The 20,258-nt window shown below is 68.1% G+C and carries 16 protein-coding genes and 1 tRNA gene; 16 read left to right on the plus strand and 1 reads right to left on the minus strand.

What is annotated here, in order from left to right:
* Nucleotides 1-61: 61 nt before the first annotated feature.
* The 7 genes from J2S43_RS38015 (at nt 62) to rplA (ending at nt 4,015) form a co-directional block, all read left to right on the plus strand.
* Nucleotides 62-511 (plus strand): MaoC family dehydratase N-terminal domain-containing protein, encoded by a 450-nt coding sequence (locus tag J2S43_RS38015; protein ID WP_306837516.1) that lies wholly within the window; start codon nt 62-64, stop codon nt 509-511.
* A 5-nt stretch (nt 512-516) separates the two neighbouring features.
* The gene (locus J2S43_RS38020; RefSeq protein ID WP_306837517.1) at nt 517-906 is read left to right on the plus strand and encodes a MaoC family dehydratase; all 390 of its coding nucleotides are present in this window, start codon (nt 517-519) and stop codon (nt 904-906) included.
* Between the two features lie 101 nt (nt 907-1,007).
* Nucleotides 1,008-1,080, plus strand: a tRNA-Trp gene (locus tag J2S43_RS38025).
* Between the two features lie 246 nt (nt 1,081-1,326).
* Complete coding sequence (gene secE / locus J2S43_RS38030; protein WP_306839731.1) at nt 1,327-1,704, plus strand: preprotein translocase subunit SecE; 378 nt, start codon at nt 1,327-1,329, stop codon at nt 1,702-1,704.
* Between the two features lie 50 nt (nt 1,705-1,754).
* Nucleotides 1,755-2,510 (plus strand): transcription termination/antitermination protein NusG, encoded by a 756-nt coding sequence (nusG, locus tag J2S43_RS38035; protein WP_306837519.1) that lies wholly within the window; start codon nt 1,755-1,757, stop codon nt 2,508-2,510.
* 197 nt (nt 2,511-2,707) lie between these two features.
* Complete coding sequence (gene rplK / locus J2S43_RS38040; RefSeq protein ID WP_306837521.1) at nt 2,708-3,139, plus strand: 50S ribosomal protein L11; 432 nt, start codon at nt 2,708-2,710, stop codon at nt 3,137-3,139.
* A gap of 168 nt (nt 3,140-3,307) precedes the next feature.
* Entirely contained in the window at nt 3,308-4,015 is a 708-nt protein-coding gene (gene rplA / locus J2S43_RS38045; RefSeq protein ID WP_306837523.1) for a 50S ribosomal protein L1, read from the plus strand.
* Between the two features lie 102 nt (nt 4,016-4,117).
* On the opposite strand, the gene J2S43_RS38050 is transcribed toward rplA, so the two are convergent.
* Nucleotides 4,118-5,386 carry a mannosyltransferase family protein gene (locus tag J2S43_RS38050; RefSeq protein WP_306837525.1) on the minus strand — a complete coding sequence of 423 codons (1,269 nt, stop codon included), beginning with the start codon at nt 5,384-5,386 and terminating at the stop codon, nt 4,118-4,120.
* A gap of 338 nt (nt 5,387-5,724) precedes the next feature.
* Here J2S43_RS38050 and rplJ point away from each other — a divergent pair, with 338 nt between their 5' ends.
* From rplJ to fusA, 9 genes are all read left to right on the plus strand, one after another.
* The gene (rplJ, locus tag J2S43_RS38055) at nt 5,725-6,270 is read left to right on the plus strand and encodes a 50S ribosomal protein L10 (protein WP_306837527.1); all 546 of its coding nucleotides are present in this window, start codon (nt 5,725-5,727) and stop codon (nt 6,268-6,270) included.
* A gap of 88 nt (nt 6,271-6,358) precedes the next feature.
* Nucleotides 6,359-6,742, plus strand: a complete 384-nt coding sequence (gene rplL / locus J2S43_RS38060; RefSeq protein WP_306837529.1) for a 50S ribosomal protein L7/L12 — start codon at nt 6,359-6,361, stop codon at nt 6,740-6,742.
* 648 nt (nt 6,743-7,390) lie between these two features.
* Nucleotides 7,391-10,822, plus strand: a complete 3,432-nt coding sequence (rpoB, locus tag J2S43_RS38065; RefSeq protein WP_306837532.1) for a DNA-directed RNA polymerase subunit beta — start codon at nt 7,391-7,393, stop codon at nt 10,820-10,822.
* 87 nt (nt 10,823-10,909) lie between these two features.
* Nucleotides 10,910-14,800: a DNA-directed RNA polymerase subunit beta' gene (locus tag J2S43_RS38070; RefSeq protein WP_306837534.1), complete on the plus strand. Its 3,891-nt coding sequence runs from the start codon at nt 10,910-10,912 to the stop codon at nt 14,798-14,800.
* 90 nt (nt 14,801-14,890) lie between these two features.
* Complete coding sequence (locus J2S43_RS38075; protein WP_306837536.1) at nt 14,891-15,244, plus strand: hypothetical protein; 354 nt, start codon at nt 14,891-14,893, stop codon at nt 15,242-15,244.
* A gap of 667 nt (nt 15,245-15,911) precedes the next feature.
* Complete coding sequence (locus tag J2S43_RS38080; RefSeq protein ID WP_306837538.1) at nt 15,912-16,451, plus strand: hypothetical protein; 540 nt, start codon at nt 15,912-15,914, stop codon at nt 16,449-16,451.
* Nucleotides 16,452-17,037: 586 nt separating this feature from the next.
* Nucleotides 17,038-17,412 carry a 30S ribosomal protein S12 gene (rpsL, locus tag J2S43_RS38085; RefSeq protein WP_033342866.1) on the plus strand — a complete coding sequence of 125 codons (375 nt, stop codon included), beginning with the start codon at nt 17,038-17,040 and terminating at the stop codon, nt 17,410-17,412.
* 1 nt (nt 17,413) lies between these two features.
* On the plus strand, nt 17,414-17,884 hold the full coding sequence (rpsG, locus tag J2S43_RS38090) for a 30S ribosomal protein S7 (RefSeq protein ID WP_306837541.1): 471 nt from the start codon (nt 17,414-17,416) through the stop codon (nt 17,882-17,884).
* A gap of 127 nt (nt 17,885-18,011) precedes the next feature.
* Nucleotides 18,012-20,108, plus strand: a complete 2,097-nt coding sequence (gene fusA / locus J2S43_RS38095) for an elongation factor G (protein ID WP_306837543.1) — start codon at nt 18,012-18,014, stop codon at nt 20,106-20,108.
* The last annotated feature ends 150 nt before the right edge of the window (nt 20,109-20,258 follow it).

Below are 20,258 nucleotides of genomic sequence, written 5' to 3' on the forward strand. Positions count from 1 at the left end.
TCCGGGGGTGCCCTGAGCGCGTTGAGGCCCCTTCACGCGGCGGCCGGTAGGGTGTCCGCCCATGGGGTTGGACCAGTCGTTTACCGGGCGTAGCTACCCGCCCAGCGCGCCCTACCAGGTGGGGCGCGAGAAGATCCGCGAGTTCGCGACCGCGATCGGCGCCGAGGACGCGGCGTACCACGATCCGGAGGCCGCGCGGGCGCTCGGCTACCCGGACGTGATCGCGCCGCCGACGTTCCCGATGGTGCTGAGCATGGCCACGAGCCGTCAGATCGTCGAGGACCCGGCGCTCGGCGTCGACTACAGCCGCGTGGTCCACGGCGACCAGCGGTTCGCCTACAGCCGTCCGGTGACCGCCGGCGACGAGCTGGTGTGCGTCAACTCGATCGAGAGCATCAACGCGCGCGGCGGGCACGACTTCCTGACCACCCGCAGCGAGATCGGCACCAGCGCGGGCGAGGCGGTCGTCACGGTCTGGACCATGTTCGTGGTCCGCGGCGAGGAGGGTTGAGCACCATGGAGCTTCCCACGCAGCGCTACCGGGTGACCCGGGCCGACCTCGTGCGGTACGCGGGCGCCTCCGGCGACTTCAACCCGATCCACTGGAGCGAGAGCTTCGCGGCCAAGGTCGGCCTGCCCGGCGTGATCGCGCACGGCATGCTCACCATGGCGTTGGTCGGCCGCGCGGTCACCACCTGGGCCGGCCGCCCGGACGCGATCGTGGAGTACGGCGTGCGGTTCACCCGCCCGGTCGAGGTGCCGGACACCGAGGAGGGGACCGAGGTCGAGGTCTCCGCCGTGGCGAAGGACACGGACGACCCGGCCCTGGTGCGGCTCGACCTGACCGCGACCTGCGGCGGAGTGAAGGTGTTGGCGCAGGCCAAGGCCGTGATCAAGCGCCCCTGACGGGGTGGTGGACCAGTTATGGGGGTGGCCGGTTGGGAAAGTCCGCCGGCTACCCGTACACTGGTGCGCCGTGGGGTAGTCACCGCTCGTGACTTCCTCAAAGGGGTGTAGCTCAATTGGCAGAGCAGCGGTCTCCAAAACCGCAGGCTGCAGGTTCAAGTCCTGTCACCCCTGCGCCTAAGGCCTAACCGGCCCGGGGGGTTGCGCTGGTAAACAGCGTTGATCCCGTGGTGGTGGTGTGCGGCAACTTCGCCGAGGATCGGCTGCGGCAGCTTCGCCGAGGATCGGCCGCGGTGTCAGCCCGGGCGGTGTCAGCCGGATCCGCCGCCGCAACCCGGACCGTCGGGCGGCGGGCGTGTAAGGGCGTCGACGTTCATGCGTTTGCGTCTGACCAACGACCCCGCGATGGAAGAGGGCGAAGTGGCCGAGAGGAAGCGACGCGGCGAGGACCCCGCCGACGACAACCTCAACGACGAGACGTTCGAGGACGCCGTCGAGGACGAGGATGATGTCGCGGACGAGCCGGTCTCGCGTGGCGGCACCGCCACGCTGTCCAAGGCCAAGACCGAGGAGGCCGACAGCCCCTCCAAGGAGAAGAAGCCCGGCCGCGGCCCGTTCGCGCGACTCGGCCGTTTCTTCCGCGAGGTGGTGGCCGAGCTTCGTAAGGTCATCTGGCCGACGCGGAACGAGCTGCTGACCTACACCGCCGTCGTGATCGTGTTCGTCGCGGTCATGATGACGATCGTGGCCCTGCTGGACTTCGGCTTCGCCAAGGGCGTCCTGGCCATCTTCGGCTGACCTGTCCGGCGTGCCGGCCGAGTTCGATTTGTTTATGGAAGTGAGCAAGCGTGCCTGAGTACGACGAGACCGCCGAGGGCGTCGACGAGCAGTCGACGATCGCCCTGGCCAGTGGAGAGTCTGCCACTGACGACGACGAGTCGGCCGAGGCCGCCAGCGAGCCGGAGGTCGAGCCCGCGGCGGTCGCGGCCGCCCCGGCGGACGACGACGAGGACTACGACCCGGTCGCGGAGCTGCGGCAGAAGCTGCGCTACGCGCCCGGCGACTGGTACGTGGTGCATTCCTACGCCGGCTACGAGAACAAGGTCAAGACCAACCTCGAGACCCGCATCACCTCGCTGGACATGGAGGACTACATCTACCAGGTGGAGGTCCCGGTCCGCGAGGAGGTGGAGGTCAAGAACGGCAAGCGCCAGCAGGTCAGCGCGAAGGTCTTCCCCGGCTACATCCTGGTCCGGCTGGAGCTCACCCCGGAGTCGTACTCCTGCGTCCGGAACACTCCGGGCGTCACCGGCTTCGTCGGCGCGACCGACCGGGCCGACCGCCCCGCCCCGCTCTCCCTCGACGAGGTGCTGAAGTGGCTGGCGCCGGCGGAGGCCAAGGAGGAGAAGAAGGCCAAGGTCGAGGTCAGGGTCCTCGACTTCGAGGAGGGTGACTCCGTCACCGTCACCGATGGTGCCTTCGCCTCGCTGCCCGCGACGATCAGCGAGATCAACGCCGACCAGCAGAAGCTCAAGGTGCTGGTCTCGATCTTCGGTCGCGAGACGCCGGTCGAGCTGAACTTCAACCAGGTCTCGAAGATCTGAGCCTCGCCACACTGGCGCGTCCCGGACTGCGCTAGTCTTGAACGTCGGCCTGCGGGCACGCTTCGGCGTGTCCGCTTGTCCGCTGATCAGGTTGTTTGACTGTGCCGCCTTAGGCGAGGTGGCAGCGGCGCATTCCCGGCGGCAGATGCGCCGAAGTCAGAAGACAAAGCCGCACCTTTCGAAGCCCAGGAAGAGACATGCCTCCCAAGAAGAAGCTGGTCAAGACGTTCACGCTGCAGCTGCCGGCGGGCCAGGCCACCCCGGCGCCGCCGGTCGGCCCCGCGCTGGGTCAGCACGGTGTGAACATCATGGAGTTCGTCAAGGCCTACAACGCGCAGACCGAGTCGAGCCGTGGCGACATCGTCCCGGCCGAGATCAGCGTGTACGAGGACCGGTCGTTCACCTTCATCCTCAAGACGCCGCCGGCCGCGCGTCTGCTGCTCAAGGCCGCGGGCGTCCCCAAGGGCTCCGGCGTCCCGCAGGCCACCAAGGTCGGCTCGGTCAGCCGCGCCCAGCTGCGCGAGATCGCCGAGAAGAAGATGTCCGACCTGAACGCGAACGACGTCGAGCAGGCCGAGAAGATCATCGCCGGCACCGCCCGGTCGATGGGCATCACGGTCAAGGACTGAGCTTTTTCAACCTGGCGCCCCCGGGTCGTGGGGCGTCGCGATGCCGCCCAGCAACACGGGGCAGGTCGAAAACTCATTGACGCGTTCCACCCTCGTAAGGCCCGTTAGTTCGTGGGAGGGCGCACCGGAACGGTGTGACCCGCCATCAACCACAGGAGTACGCCGGACATGGCACTGAGCAAGGCATACAAGAAGGCCTCGGAGCAGATCGACCAGTCGAAGCTCTACACCCCGGCCGAGGCGGTCAAGCTGGCCAAGGACACGACCGCCACGAAGTTCGACCCCACCGTCGAGGTCGCGATGCGCCTCGGCGTCGACCCGCGCAAGGCGGACCAGATGGTCCGCGGCACGGTCAACCTCCCGCACGGCACGGGCAAGACGGTCCGCGTGATCGTGTTCGCCGCCGGCGCCAAGGCCGAGGAGGCGGAGGCCGCCGGTGCTGACGCCGTCGGCAGCGACGAGCTCGTCGCCCGCATCCAGGGTGGTTGGCTGGACTTCGACGCCGCTATCGCGACGCCCGACCAGATGGCCAAGATCGGCCGGATCGCGCGGATCCTGGGCCCGCGCGGCCTGATGCCGAACCCGAAGACCGGCACCGTGACCATGGACGTCACGAAGGCCATCTCGGAGATCAAGGGCGGAAAGATCACCTTCCGGGTGGACAAGCACTCGAACCTCCACCTGATCATCGGCAAGGCCTCCTTCACCGAGGCGCAGCTGGTGGAGAACTACGCCGCCGCGCTGGACGAGATCCTCCGGGCCAAGCCGTCCGCCGCCAAGGGCAAGTTCCTGAAGAAGATCACCTTCACCACCACGATGGGCCCGGGCATCCCGGTCGACCCGAACGTCGTGAAGAACGTGGACGGCTCCGAGTAAGTCGTCCCGCTCACCCGAAACGCCCCCGGCCGCGATGGCCGGGGGCGTTTTCGTGTCCGGGCCCGCGGCGTACCCCCGCGGGATCGTGATCTGTGCCGGTGGTCAGCCGACCCAGCCGCCCGCGGTGAAGTGCGCCAGCAGGACGCCCTGCAGCATCAGCGCGGCCGTGGCGTAGACGTGCGTCGGCAACCGCAGATGCCCCAGGATCATGAACGCGGGGAACACCTCCAGCGCGAAGCGCGGCGCGGACATCAGTGACTGGTTGCGGTTCTCGCCGGCCGGGAACGAGATCGCGAACAGCAGCAGCGCGACGCCGAGCAGCGGCAGCATCCACTGGTCGCGGCGCATCCGCCAGGGACCGGCGAAGCAGAGCGTGAGGAGCGCGATCAGGGCCAGCACAGAGACCAGGTCGAGCAGGTTGTGAAGCGTGCCGTTCTGCGCCAGCGGGGCGGTGGCGATCACCTCGGCGGCGTCCACGATGCCGGCCCACGGCCAGTCCAACTCGCGGCCCCACGGCTTCTGCGCCTCCAGGAACAGCAGCGGGTCGCCGAAGCGCCACCACAGCCAGCCGGCGTAGGCGATCAGGCCGCCGGGCATCAGGCCGACCGCGAGCACGTTCCAGCGCCAGCGGAAGCCGTGCTGCCGCAGGTACTCGTACGCGAACGCGATCGCGAGCAGGACGCCGACCGAGCGGGTCGCGGACGCGAAGCCGCCGAGCACGCCGGCCACCCACCAGTGCCCGCGGCGCATCGCGTAGACCGCGCCCAGCATCAGCGCGATGAACAGCGAGGCGTTGTAGCCGATGCCGAGGAAGAACGCGACCGGCCAGGCCGCCATCGCCCAGCAGGTGCGCACCGCCACGGCCGGGCTGAACTCGACCTCCGTTAGGCGGTAGAGCAGCGTGTACATGGCGAACATGGCGACCGCGGCGACGCCGATCGCGGTGAACTTCGCGCCGCCGGGCAGGAGCAGGTCGGCGCCGCGGACCAGCATCGGGTAGAGCGGGAAGAACGCGGGGTCGACCGGGTGGGTGCCGTAGCCGTTCTCGGCGAGCCGGGTGAAGACCATCGCGTCGTAGCGCCACCAGCCGCCGCGCAGCAGGTCCACGAACCCGATCGGGTTGCCGTGCGGCCGGCCGTACTGCGTGAAGAGCGTGACGGCGATCCAGGCCAGGTAGGAGGAGGCCCAGACCGCGCCGCCGATGCGGATCGCGGGCCACCAGGATCTCCCCGGGCCGGCGACGGGCTCGTCGGCCGGGGTCTTCTTGGAGGCCGGGGTCTTGGCTGTGTCGGCCTTCGACGTGTCGGCCGTGGGAGCGCCGGCCTTCTCGCCGTTGTCGGCCGTGCTCTGGGTGGGTGTCTCTGCGGGCACGGCGGCTGATCATGAAGCCAGCGGGCGCGCGCGGCAAGCGGATGTCCGACTTCAAGGCGAAAATTGCTCAAGAATTTACCTGGGAGGCTCCCCGGTCCCGCGATTTGGCGATGTCGTGACGGACCGCTACGCTTGGCTGAGTTTCACCCACAGACCGCTGGTCGCCGCGCCTCCCGGTGCGGCCGAAGGTCCCGTCCACGGGCGACCCGCGCAGGGCGAGCGCTAGAACGTTGGTTCCGCCGCGGTTTCGTGCCGCGTCCGGCCCCGTGCGCTGTCCTGCGCCGGGGCTTTCTCGTTGTTCGGGGCAGACCAGCCGCAAGCAACGAGAAGGGAGGGACATGGCGGACAAGCCGGTTCGGGCCGACAAGGCCACTGCCGTCGCCGAGCTGACGGAGCACTTCCGTAACTCGGGCGCCACCGTGCTCACCGAGTACCGGGGCCTGACGGTCGCGCAGCTGACCAAGCTGCGGCGCTCGCTGGGTCGCGAGACCACCTACGCGGTCGCGAAGAACACGCTCGCGAAGCGCGCTGCGACGGACGCGGGCATCTCGGGCCTCGACACGCTGTTCACCGGTCCTACCGCGCTCGCCTTCGTTTCCGGCGACCCCGTTGAGGCGGCGAAGAGCCTTCGTGAGTTCTCGAAGGCCAACCCCGCGCTCATCATCAAGGGCGGCGTTTTCGAGGGCAAGGCCATCTCGGCCGCCGAGGTCAACAAGCTCGCCGACCTCGAGTCCCGTGAGGTGCTGCTGGCCAAGCTGGCCGGCGGCATGAAGGCCAACCTCAGCAAGGCCGCTGCGCTCTTCCAGGCGCCGCTGTCCAAGGCCGCCCGTACGGTGGCGGCGCTGCAGGACAAGCGTGAGAAGGAGGGTGCGGAGGCCGCCTGAGGCCCTTCGCACTCGGTAAGACCCCATTCGAAGACCTGACCCGCGAGCACCCTCGCGTGTTGCAGAAGCAAGAGGAAGGACCGCCGACATGGCGAAGCTCAGCACCGACGAGCTGCTCGACGCGTTCAAGGAGATGACGCTGATCGAGCTCTCCGAGTTCGTGAAGCAGTTCGAGGACACCTTCGACGTCACCGCCGCCGCGCCGGTCGCGATCGCGGGCCCGGCCGGCCCGGCCGCCGCCGCTGAGGCGCCGGAGGAGAAGGACGAGTTCGACGTCGTCCTCGAGGCCGACGGTGGCAAGAAGATCCAGGTCATCAAGGTCGTGCGCGAGCTGACCGGCCTGGGCCTGAAGGAGGCCAAGGACGTCGTCGAGTCGGCGCCGAAGGCCATCCTGGAGAAGGTCAACAAGGAGACGGCCGAGAAGGCCAAGGGCAAGCTCGAGGGCGAAGGCGCGAAGGTCACCCTCAAGTAGGTCTCGCGTTTCCGCGGAAGGCGGGCGTCCCCACCGGGACGTCCGCCTTCCGGCTTTCGATCGTGGCGTGTGTCACTCTCACGCCCCCCGGCCGGGCGCGGGCGGAGCGTTGCCGGGTGGTCGGCTGGGGAAGGCGGCAGGTCGGCCGTACCGCCGCCGGGGAGTGCTGTTCGGCATCGTCCGATTGCGGACCGTATTAGGTGATCATTAAACCCTGCGATCGGCTAAGAGAATTGCCGGAATTGCGGCTTATGTGGCTCGTTTCGGGTGCTTGTCGTCGATCACCGGGCTCCGACCCGCCTCGCAACCCTTGACGTGGGCTGTGGGGGCAGGCACGCTAAACGGCAGCAAGACCTTCCGCGCTTGCGACGGCCCCGCCCCGGGTGACACCGGGGATGCACCGACAGAGTTGTGCCGCGTTCCGAGCGGCCCGGCGAACACCGATGAGGTGCGCCCGGCCTGTTCCGCGACGACCTGTGGTGGGGGGCTGGACAGCGGTTAGCCGTGCGGCTACACTGCTAGTTTGCGCTGCCTTCTCACTACAGCCCTGCCCTGGAATGCTCAGACCGGTCATTCCGTCCATGCGGGGTCAGTTGGGGTGCGCGCATAACGGCCGTTTTGCAGCACCGGTCCTCGGAAGGACGCATCTTGGCAGCTTCCCGCCCTGCGAAGACCAGTCGTACGTCGAGCGCTTTCGCTCCCCGCCGAATCTCCTTCGGCAGGATCACTGAGCATCTTGAGGTTCCGAACCTCCTGGCGATCCAGAACGAATCCTTTGACTGGCTCGTCGGCAACGACGCTTGGCAGAACCGATCGGCTGACGACCCGAACGCACGTTCGGGCCTTGCGGAGATTCTCGACGAGATCAGTCCCATCGAGGATTTCTCCGGCACCATGTCCCTCTCCTTCTCCGCACCGCGCTTCGACGAGGTCAAGGCCTCGATCGAGGAGTGCAAGGAGAAGGACCTGACCTACTGTGCCCCGCTGTTCGTGACCGCGGAGTTCACCAACAACACCACTGGCGAGATCAAGAGCCAGACGGTGTTCATGGGCGACTTCCCGATGATGACCCCCAAGGGCACGTTCATCATCAACGGCACCGAGCGCGTCGTGGTCAGCCAGCTGGTCCGGTCGCCCGGCGTCTACTTCGACAAGCAGCCGGACAAGACCTCCGACCGCGACCTCACCAGCGTCAAGGTCATCCCGTCCCGGGGTGCCTGGCTGGAGTTCGACATCGACAAGCGCGACACCGTCGGTGTCCGCATCGACCGCAAGCGCCGGCAGGCCGTCACGGTCCTGCTCAAGGCGATCGGGTGGTCCGCCGACCAGATCCGTGAGAAGTTCGGCTGGTCCGAGCTGCTCATGACGACGCTGGAGAAGGACCACATCGCCGGGCAGGACGAGGCCCTGCTCGACATCTACCGCAAGCTCCGTCCTGGCGAGCCGCCGACCCGGGAGAACGCGCAGACCCTGCTCGACAACCTCTTCTTCAACCCGAAGAGGTACGACGTGGCGAAGGTCGGCCGTTACAAGTTCAACAAGAAGCTCGAGATCGACGTCCCGATCATCAAGGGCACGCTGACCGAGGACGACATCGTCTCCACCGTGGAGTACCTGGCCCGCCTGCATGCGGGTGAGGACGGCTACGAGGCCGACGACATCGACCACTTCGGCAACCGGCGCCTGCGCACGGTCGGCGAGCTCATCCAGAACCAGGTCCGTGTGGGCCTGTCCCGGATGGAGCGCGTCGTCCGCGAGCGGATGACGACTCAGGACGTCGAGGCGATCACGCCGCAGACCCTGATCAACATCCGTCCCGTGGTGGCGGCGATCAAGGAGTTCTTCGGTACGTCGCAGCTGTCCCAGTTCATGGACCAGACCAACCCCCTGGCGGGTCTGACCCACCGCCGGCGCCTCTCGGCGCTGGGCCCGGGTGGTCTGTCCCGTGAGCGGGCCGGCTTCGAGGTCCGTGACGTGCACCCGTCCCACTACGGCCGGATGTGCCCGATCGAGACGCCGGAAGGCCCGAACATCGGCCTGATCGGTGCGCTCTCGACGTTCGCGCGGGTCAACCCGTTCGGCTTCATCGAGACGCCGTACCGGAAGGTCGTCGAGGGCGTCGTCACCGACGAGATCGACTACCTGACCGCCGACGAGGAGGACCGGTTCGTCAAGGCACAGGCCAACGCGCCTCTGTCGAGCGACGGCACCTTCGCGGAGGAGCGGGTTCTCGTCCGTCGTAAGGGCGGTGAGGTCGACTACGTCGTCGGCACCTCCGTCGACTACATGGACGTGTCGCCGCGGCAGATGACCTCGGTCGCCACCGCGATGATCCCGTTCCTCGAGCACGACGACGCGAACCGCGCGCTCATGGGCGCGAACATGCAGCGTCAGGCCGTGCCGCTGGTCAAGGCCGAGGCCCCGCTGGTCGGCACCGGCATGGAGTTCCGTGCCGCGGTCGACGCCGGTGACGTGGTCGTGGCCGAGGTCGGCGGTCTGGTCGAGGACCTGTGCGCCGACTACATCACGGTCCACCAGGACGACGGCCACCGTCGCACCTACCTGCTGCACAAGTTCCGCCGTTCCAACGCCGGCTCCTGCGTCAACCAGAAGCCGACCGTGTTCGAGGGTGACCGGGTCGAGGCCGGCCAGGTCATCGCGGACGGTCCGTGCACCGACGAGGGCGAGATGGCCCTCGGCCGGAACCTCCTGGTCGCGTTCATGACCTGGGAGGGGCACAACTACGAGGACGCGATCATCCTGTCGCAGCGCCTCGTGCAGCAGGACGTGCTCACCTCGATCCACATCGAGGAGCACGAGGTCGACGCGCGGGACACCAAGCTCGGCCCGGAGGAGATCACCCGCGACATCCCGAACGTCAGCGAAGAGATGCTGGCGGACCTGGACGAGCGTGGCATCATCCGGATCGGTGCCGAGGTCGTCCCCGGCGACATCCTGGTCGGCAAGGTCACGCCGAAGGGCGAGACCGAGCTGACCCCGGAGGAGCGGCTGCTCCGCGCGATCTTCGGTGAGAAGGCCCGGGAGGTCCGGGACACCTCGCTGAAGGTGCCGCACGGCGAGACCGGCACGGTCATCGGCGTCCGGACGTTCTCGCGCGAGGACGGCGACGAGCTGCCCCCGGGCGTGAACGAGCTGGTCCGGGTGTACGTCGCCCAGAAGCGCAAGATCCAGGACGGTGACAAGCTCGCGGGCCGGCACGGCAACAAGGGCGTCATCTCCAAGATCCTGCCGGTCGAGGACATGCCGTTCCTGGAGGACGGCACGCCGGTCGACATCGTGCTCAACCCGCTGGGTGTGCCCTCGCGAATGAACATCGGCCAGGTCCTGGAGACTCACCTCGGGTGGGTGGCCAAGACCGGGTGGAACGTCGAGGGTGACGACGCCGAGTGGAAGCGCCAGCTCCGCTCGATCAACGCGCACACCAGCGAGCCGAACACGAACGTGGCGACGCCGGTCTTCGACGGTGCCCGTGAGGACGAGATCCACGGTCTCCTCGCCAGCACCCTCCCGAACCGGGACGGCACGCAGCTGATCGGCAGCACGGGTAAGGCGAAGCTGTTCGACGGCCGCTCCGGCGAGCCGATCCCGGACGCCATCTCGGTGGGCTACGTCTACATCCTGAAGCTGAACCACCTGGTCGACGACAAGATCCACGCGCGCTCGACCGGTCCGTACTCGATGATCACGCAGCAGCCGCTGGGTGGTAAGGCGCAGTTCGGTGGCCAGCGTTTCGGCGAGATGGAGTGCTGGGCCATGCAGGCCTACGGCGCCGCATACGCGCTGCAGGAGCTACTGACGATCAAGTCCGACGATGTTCTCGGCCGCGTGAAGGTCTACGAGGCCATCGTCAAGGGCGAGAACATTCCGGAGCCGGGTATCCCGGAGTCCTTCAAGGTGCTCCTCAAGGAGCTGCAGTCGCTGTGCCTGAACGTCGAGGTGCTCTCCAGTGACGGTGTGGCGCTTGAGATGCGCGAGACGGACGACGAGGTCTTCCGGGCCGCCGAGGAGCTGGGTATCGACCTGTCCCGGCGCGAGCCGAGCAGCGTCGAAGAAGTCTGAGGTTCCAGGTGAGGGGCGGGTCCGCCCGCCCCTCACCTGCCCCGGAGCCCAACTAGCCTTACAGACACGACACGAGGGATATATAACGTGCTCGACGTCAACTTCTTCGACGAGCTCCGCATCGGGCTGGCCACCGCCGACGACATCCGGCAGTGGTCGCACGGTGAGGTCAAGAAGCCTGAGACGATCAACTACCGCACCCTGAAGCCCGAGAAGGACGGACTCTTCTGCGAGAAGATCTTCGGTCCGCAGCGGGACTGGGAGTGCTACTGCGGCAAGTACAAGCGGGTCCGGTTCAAGGGCATCATCTGTGAGCGCTGCGGCGTCGAGGTGACCCGGTCCAAGGTCCGCCGTGAGCGCATGGGTCACATCGAGCTCGCCGCCTCGGTGACCCACATCTGGTACTTCAAGGGCGTCCCGAGCCGGCTGGGTTACCTGCTGGACCTCGCGCCGAAGGACCTCGAAAAGATCATTTACTTCGCGTCGTACGTGGTGACGAGCGTCGACGCCGAGGCACGCCACCGCGACCTCTCGACGATCGAGAACGAGATCTTCGCGGAGAAGCGTCAGTCGGAGAACAGCCGCGACTCGGAGATCGAGAAGCGTGCCGCCAAGCTGGAGCAGGACCTGGCCGAGCTGGAGGCCGAGGGCGCCAAGGCCGACGTGCGCCGCAAGGTCAAGGAGTCCGGCGAGCGCGAGATGCGCCAGATCCGCGACCGCGCGCAGCGCGAGATCGACCGGCTGGACGAGGTGCTCGACACCTTCCGCAAGCTCGACAAGAAGCAGCTGGTCACGGACGAGCTGCTCTACCGCGAGCTGCGCGACCGGTTCGGTGAGTACTTCACCGGTGGCATGGGCGCCGAGGCGATCAAGGCGCTGCTGGAGGGTCTCGACCTCGACGCCGAGGCCGAGCTGCTGCGCGAGATCATCCGGTCCGGCAAGGGCCAGCGGAAGATCCGCGCGCTCAAGCGGCTCAAGGTCGTGGCGGCGTTCCTGAACACCCGCAACTCGCCGCTCGGCATGGTCCTGGACTGCGTTCCGGTCATCCCGCCGGACCTGCGCCCGATGGTGCAGCTCGACGGTGGCCGCTTCGCCACCTCCGACCTGAACGACCTGTACCGCCGCGTGATCAACCGGAACAACCGGCTCAAGCGCCTGATCGACCTGGGCGCTCCCGAGATCATCGTGAACAACGAGAAGCGGATGCTGCAGGAGGCCGTCGACGCGCTGTTCGACAACGGCCGCCGCGGCCGGCCGGTCACCGGCCCGGGTAACCGCCCGCTGAAGTCGCTGTCCGACATGCTCAAGGGCAAGCAGGGCCGGTTCCGTCAGAACCTGCTCGGCAAGCGCGTCGACTACTCCGGCCGTTCTGTCATCGTGGTGGGCCCGCAGCTCAAGCTGCACCAGTGTGGCCTGCCCCGCATGATGGCGCTGGAGCTGTTCAAGCCGTTCGTGATGAAGCGCCTGGTCGACCTGAACCACGCGCAGAACATCAAGTCGGCCAAGCGCATGGTCGAGCGTCAGCGCCCGGTCGTGTGGGACGTGCTGGACGAGGTCATCACGGAGCACCCGGTTCTGCTGAACCGTGCCCCGACGCTGCACCGTCTCGGCATCCAGGCCTTCGAGCCGCGGCTGGTCGAGGGCAAGGCCATCCAGATCCACCCGCTCGTCTGCACCGCGTTCAACGCGGACTTCGACGGCGACCAGATGGCGGTGCACGTGCCGCTGTCCGCCGAGGCCCAGGCCGAGGCGCGGATCCTGATGCTGTCCTCGAACAACATCCTCAAGCCGTCCGACGGCAAGCCGGTCACCATGCCGACCCAGGACATGGTCATCGGTCTGTACCACCTGACCCACCTCAAGCCCGAGGGCAAGGGTGCGGGCCGGGTGTTCAGCTCGGACGCCGAGGCGCGGATGGCCTTCGACAACGGTGAGCTGGGGCTCGGTGCCCCGGTCAAGATCCGCCTGCGGGACGTGTCCAGCGTCGACAACGGTGCCAAGGCCGAGAAGTGGGACGCGCCGGAGGGCTGGGAGCCGGGGCAGCCGCTGCTGGTCGACACCACGCTGGGCCGCGTGCTCTTCAACGAGACGCTCCCGGTGGGTTACCGCTACGTCAACTACGAGATCCGCAAGGGTCAGCTCTCCGCGATCGTCAACGACCTCGCCGAGCGCTTCCCGAAGGTGACGCTGGCGGCGACGCTGGACGCGCTGAAGGAGTCCGGTTTCCACTGGGCGACCTGGTCCGGCGTGACCATCGGTATGGGCGACGTCGTCGCGCCGCCCGGAAAGCCGGCGATCCTCGAGCGGTACGAGAAGGAGGCCGCGCAGATCGACAAGCAGTACCAGCGCGGTCTGATGACGGCCGAGGAGCGCCGCGGCGAGCTGATCGAGATCTGGACCAAGGCGACCAACGAGGTCGCCAAGGAGATGGACACCGCGCTCCCGCAGGACAACCCGCTCTGGGTCATGATCAACTCGGGTGCTCGCGGTAACCTGCTCCAGCTCCGGCAGATCGCCGCGATCCGTGGTCTGGTGGCCAACCCGAAGGGCGAGATCATCCCGCGGCCGATCAAGGCCTCGTACCGGGAGGGTCTGTCCGTGCTGGAGTACTTCATCTCCACGCACGGTGCCCGCAAGGGTCTCGCGGACACCGCCCTGCGTACCGCCGACTCGGGTTACCTGACCCGTCGTCTGGTGGACGTCTCGCAGGACGTGATCATCCGCGAGGAGGACTGCGGCACCGAGCGCGCGATCCCGATGCAGGTGCTGGAGCGTGACCAGGCCGGCGTGCTGCAGATCCACGAGCACGCCGAGACCGGCGTGCACGCGCGGACGCTGGCCGACACGATCACCGGGCCGGACGGTCAGGTGGTCGCGGAGCGCGGCACCGACATCAACTCGATCCTGGTGGACGCGCTGCACGCGGCCGGCGTCGAGAACGTGCGGGTCCGCTCCGTGCTGACGTGCGAGTCGAAGCTGGGCGTCTGCGCGGCCTGCTACGGCCGTTCGCTGCCGACCGGCAAGACCGTGGACGTCGGCGAGGCCGTCGGCATCATCGCGGCCCAGTCCATCGGTGAGCCGGGCACGCAGCTGACGATGCGTACCTTCCACACCGGTGGTGTCGCGGGTGAGGACATCACCCAGGGTCTGCCGCGTGTCCAGGAGATCTTCGAGGCGCGTGTGCCCAAGGGCAAGGCGCCGATCGCGGACACTCCCGGTCGCGTTCGGATCGAGGACGGCGAGCGGGTCCGGAAGATCATCGTGGTGCCGGACGACGGCAGCGAAGAGATCGTCTACGACAAGATCTCGAAGCGGTCCAAGCTCCGTCGCCAGGACGGCGAGCACGTGCAGGTCGGCGAGAAGCTGACCGAGGGCACGATCGACCCGCACGAGTTGCTCCGCATCCTCGGCCCGCGCGCGGTCCAGGTCCACCTGACCTCCGAGGTCCAGGAGGTCTACCGCTCGCAGGGCGTGCTGATCCACGACAAGCACATCGAGATCATCATTCGCCAGATGCTCAAGCGGGTCACCGTCATCGACTCGGGCTCCACCGAGTTCCTGCCGGGCCTGCTGGTCGACCGCGCGCTCTTCGAGTCGGAGAACCGCCGCCTGGTCGCCGAGGGCGGGGAGCCGGCCGCGGGCCGTCCCCAGCTCATGGGCATCACGAAGGCGTCGCTGGCCACGGACTCGTGGCTGTCGGCGGCCTCCTTCCAGGAGACGACCCGCGTCCTCACCGACGCGGCGATCAACTCGCGCAGCGACTCGCTCGTGGGCCTGAAGGAGAACGTGATCATCGGTAAGCTCATCCCGGCCGGTACCGGTATCTCCAAGTACCGCGCGGTCCGGGTCGAGCCGACCGAGGAGGCGAAGGCCAAGGTCTACTCGATGACCGGTTACCCGGAGACCGACTACGGCTTCGGACCGGCCAGCGGGCAGGCCGTGCCGCTCGACGACTTCGACTTCGGGTCCTACCGTTGAGCTGCTGATCTGATCAGGTGAACGACCGCCGAGGGCGGGAGCGCGAGATGCGCTCCCGCCCTCGGCGCGTCACGAGGGATGATGGACGGCATGAGCGTTTCTCAGGCGGTCGTCGGGCCGGGCCGGCACCCGCTCGATCCGGAGCCGGTGCGGTCGAGCAAGGCGCCGGCCGTGTTCGCGCTCGGGCTGGTCGCGTTCCTCACCGGACCGCTGGTCGGCGGGCTGGTGCCGGGCACGATCGCGTTGCTGCTGGCCCGGCAGGCCGAGCGGGAGGCCTATGCGTCCGGTGGCTATCTGACCGGCGCCGCGTGGGTCCGCCGCGGCACCGTGCTCGCCTGGTCCGGGATCACACTCGCCGCCTGCGCGCTGGTGCTGGCGCTGGTCGTCGCGGTCTTCAACTACGCCAACGCGCCGCTGCAGGACTTCGCGCCCGGCATCGACTGACACGGGCGCGCTCCGCTGTGCCATGCTCGGCGGGCGCCCTCGACGCACGCGAGGCCCCGCGGTGCCGTGGGGACAGTGGGAGGAGAACACAGGCGTGACCGAACAGCCGCAGGGCGGTTACCCGGAGTCCGTGTGGCAGCGACCGGTGGCCGGGTCCGGGCCGCCGCCCGCAGCCGTGCCGGAGTCCCCGCCGGCGCCGCAGGCCTCGCCCGTGCCGGGACCGTCCGCTGTGGTGCCCGGAGCGCCGCCGTCGCTCGCGCCGCTGACGCCGCCGTCGCTCGCGCCGCCGGCGTCGCCGAGCCCGGTGCGGCCCGCGGCCTACCCCGATCATCCGTCCTACCCGGGACAGCCCTACCCCGGCCGGCAGCCGTATCCGGGGCAGTCCCATCCCGGACCGCCGTATCCGGGGCGACAGCCTTACCCGGGACAGCCCTATCCCGGGCAGCAGTCGTATCCCGGACAGCCGTATCCGGCGCAGTCCTATCCCGGACAGCCGTATCCAGGGCAGTCCTATCCCGGGCCGCCGTATCCGGGGCAGCAGCCGTATCCCGGTCAGTCTCACCCGGGGTATGGGTATCCGGTGCAGCCGCATCCGGGTCATGGCGGGTATCCGGGGCACCCGGTGGCCCTCCAGGGGAATCCGGGCGCGTATCCGGGGTATCCGCCCGTGCCGGCGGCGCCTCCGGCCGCGATGATGCCGCACCCGGGGTATGCGATGGCCGGCGCGCCCGCGATGGCCGGCGCGCGGCCCGCGGCGTACCCCCCGATGGGTTTGAATGGTTTTCCGCCGCCGCCGCGCGAGGGCTGGGGGAACGCGGAGCGGGTGGAGCCGGTGCCGGAGACGCCGTTCGCGGTGGTGCACCTGGAGGTGCCCGCGGTGGTCTCCGGGCTCGCGATCGGGTCGCTGGTCACCGGGGGAGTGGCGCTGCTGGTGTCGTTCGCCGTGGCGTGCTTCGGGCTGCTGGGCGCACAGAGCGGCTGGGGCGGTCTGGTCGCCGGCGCGTTCGCGTTGCTGGCCGTGATCGCGGGCGTCGGCGCGGTGGTGCAGGGGACCGGCGCGCTGCGTCAGGTGCGCCGGCCGGCCGAGTCGTCGTCGATCCGGTTCAGCGGCCGCGGCCTGGCGATCACCGGTCTGTCGCTCGGTGGCGGAGGTGCCGCGGTGGCGCTGCTCTCGCTGCTGATCGTCGTGGTCCTGAGCCTGTCGTAGGTACTTGCCCGGGGGCTCGCGGGCATGTAGGGAGTCAGTGAATGGCGTCCCTGGCGACCGGGTACACTTGGCCTCGCAGAGTGGTTCGTCGCTGTTGCAGAGTTCGTCGCTGAAGGTGTCAGCATCAGGAGTTCTGGGTCCCGGGTCTTTCCGGATGCCAGATCGCCGGGTGTGAGGTCCGAAGCCGGAGATCCGTTGGGGGTCGTGTAGTGGGGAGATAGCTCTCCTTACCGTCCGGTTTTGACCAGCGCCCTCACGGTGGGTACTCTTTCCCTTCGTGCCCGGGCTTGCCCGGGCAACTTGTGCGTGCGCCGTTCGGTCCGGAGTTCAAGCCGGATGAGCGACGCGCACCACGACAATGGCAGACCAGCGCGAGTCTTCACCGCGCGACCGTAGCGCCGGGCGACACGCCCGACCGCGGGGGTCGAGAGGCCTACTCCCAGCAGGCCCCCCGATCGGCAGCAAGAGGCAAGACCGGCGCAGCCGGGTAGGTAAGACAGACGGTCAGGCCGCCACCAGGGCGGCCACCACGGAAGTTGACGGGCCCAGGCAACGGGCCCGGACAGGACAGGGAGCGGAGTACCCGGTGCCCACGATCCAGCAGCTGGTCCGCAAGGGCCGCCAGGCGAAGACGAGTAAGACCAAGACGCCGGCGCTGAAGGGGAGTCCCCAGCGTCGCGGAGTCTGCACGCGCGTCTACACCACCACCCCGAAGAAGCCCAACTCGGCGCTGCGCAAGGTCGCTCGTGTCAAGCTCAGCAGCCAGATCGAGGTGACCGCGTACATCCCCGGTGTGGGTCACAACCTGCAGGAGCACTCGATCGTGCTCGTGCGTGGCGGTCGTGTGAAGGACCTGCCGGGCGTTCGCTACAAGATCATCCGCGGTTCGCTGGACACCCAGGGCGTCCGCAACCGTAAGCAGGCGCGCAGCCGCTACGGCGCGAAGAAGGAGAAGAGCTGACATGCCGCGTAAGGGCCCCGCTCCCCGCCGGCCGCTGACGCCGGACCCGGTTTACAACTCGCCGCTCGTCACGCAGCTGGTGAACAAGATCCTGGCGGACGGCAAGCGTCAGCTCGCGGAGCGCATCGTCTACGGCGCGCTTGAGGGCTGCCGTGAGAAGACCGGCACCGACCCGGTCGTGACGCTGAAGCGCGCCATGGACAACGTGAAGCCGACCCTCGAGGTCCGCAGCCGCCGTGTCGGTGGCGCGACCTACCAGGTGCCGGTCGAGGTCCGCCCGTCCCGCGCGCTGACGCTGGGCCTGCGCTGGCTGACCACGTACTCCAAGGCGCGCCGCGAGAAGACCATGATCGAGCGGCTGCAGAACGAGCTGCTCGACGCGAGCAACGGCCTCGGTGCCGCTGTGAAGCGTCGCGAGGACACGCACAAGATGGCCGAGTCCAACAAGGCCTTCGCGCACTACCGCTGGTGATCCAGCCGCCCGGCGCCGGCTTCGCGGCTGGCTGCCGGGCACACCGCTGGATCACCCGGCGCAATCCTCATCCGGTGTGATGCCGGGTGGTTCAGCAACCCGACGAGACGACGAAGTAGGGATTACAGTGGCCGCCGCAGACGCGCTCGCCAACGTACGCAACATCGGCATCATGGCGCACATCGATGCCGGCAAGACCACGACTACTGAGCGAATCCTCTTCTACACCGGTATCACGTACAAGATCGGTGAAGTCCACGATGGCGCGGCCACCATGGACTGGATGGAGCAGGAGCAGGAGCGTGGCATCACCATCACCTCCGCTGCGACGAAGTGCGAGTGGAAGGGCCACACGATCCAGATCATCGACACGCCCGGCCACGTCGACTTCACGGTCGAGGTCGAGCGGTCGCTGCGTGTTCTGGACGGTGCGGTCGCGGTCTACGACGGCGTCGCCGGCGTAGAGCCGCAGACCGAGAACGTCTGGCGGCAGGCCGACAAGTACAACGTCCCGCGGATGTGCTTCGTCAACAAGCTCGACCGGACCGGCGCCGACTTCTTCCGCTGCGTGCAGATGATGAAGGACCGGCTGAACGCCACCACGCTCGTGCTGCAGATCCCGATCGGCAACGAGGCTGACTTCATCGGCGTCGTGGACCTCATCACCATGAAGGCTCTCACCTGGCGTGGCGAGACCAAGATGGGCGAGGACTACGCGGTCGAGGAGATCCCGGCCGAGATGAAGGACGACGCCGAGCTCTGGCGGACCCAGCTCCTCGAGACGCTCGCCGAGAACGACGACGCCATCATGGAGAAGTACCTGGAGGGCGAGGAGCTCTCGATCGACGAGATCAAGGCCGGCATCCGCCGCGCCACGATCTCCGGCAAGGCGAACCCGGTGCTCACCGGTTCGGCGTTCAAGAACAAGGGCGTTCAGCCCATGCTCGACGCCGTGGTGGACTACCTGCCGTCGCCGCTGGACATCCCGGCCATCGAGGGCACCAAGACCGACGGCGAGACCCCGCTGCTGCGGAAGCCGTCGAACTCGGAGCCGTTCTCCGGCCTGGCGTTCAAGATTCAGACCGACAAGCACCTCGGCAAGCTCACGTACGTCCGGGTCTACTCCGGCACGCTCGACTCCGGTTCCCAGGTGGTCAACTCCACCAAGGACCGCAAGGAGCGGATCGGCAAGATCTACCAGATGCACGCGAACAAGCGCGAGGAGCGTCCTCAGGCGCAGGCCGGCGACATCATCGCCGTCCAGGGCCTGAAGCAGACCACCACCGGTGACACCCTGTCCGACCCGGCGAACCCGGTCATCCTCGAGTCGATGACGTTCCCGGAGCCGGTCATCTCGGTGGCGATCGAGCCGAAGACCAAGTCGGACCAGGAGAAGCTGGGCACCGCGATCCAGCGCCTGGCCGAGGAGGACCCGACCTTCCGCGTCCGCAACGACGATGAGACCGGTCAGACGGTCATCTCCGGCATGGGCGAGCTCCACCTGGACATCCTGGTGGACCGCATGCGCCGCGAGTTCAACGTCGAGGCGAACGTCGGCAAGCCGCAGGTCGCGTACCGCGAGACCATCCGCCGCAAGGTGGAGAAGGTCGAGTTCACCCACAAGAAGCAGACCGGTGGCTCGGGTCAGTACGCCCGCGTCATCATCGGCGTCGAGCCGCTGCCGCTGGAGAACGACGGCCCGACCTACGAGTTCGTGAACGCGGTCAGCGGCGGTCGCATCCCGAAGGAGTTCATCCCTTCGGTCGACGCCGGTGCGCAGGACGCCATGCAGTACGGCATCCTCGCGGGCTACCCGTTGGTCGGTGTCAAGCTGACGCTGGTCGACGGCCAGTACCACGAGGTTGACTCGTCCGAGATGGCGTTCAAGATCGCCGGCTCGATGGCGCTGAAGGAGGCGGCTCGCAAGGCCGACCCGGCGCTGCTCGAGCCGATGATGGCCGTCGAGGTCACCACTCCTGAGGAGAACATGGGTGACGTCATCGGCGACCTCAACTCCCGCCGCGGCATCATCCAGGCCATGGAGGAGCGGAGCGGCGCTCGCGTCGTCCGCGCCTCGGTGCCGCTGTCGGAGATGTTCGGCTACGTCGGCGACCTGCGGTCGAAGACCCAGGGCCGGGCGAGCTACAGCATGCAGTTCGACTCCTACGCCGAGGTCCCCGCGTCCGTGGCCAAGGAGATCATCGCCAAGGCGACCGGGGAGTAATTCCCCTGGCCCGTCTCGGCGGGCTGTGTTGTGACCTGGCCTGAAGATGGCCGAGCGGCCTCAAAGACCGCAGTGTCACGGGCCGGATGTGAATCCGGCCCGTGGCGCACAGTCGACAGTGTTCGTAGTGCTCCAGCCAGCGCTGCGGAC

The organism is Catenuloplanes nepalensis (assembly GCF_030811575.1).
Taxonomy (GTDB): Bacteria; Actinomycetota; Actinomycetes; order Mycobacteriales; family Micromonosporaceae; genus Catenuloplanes; species Catenuloplanes nepalensis.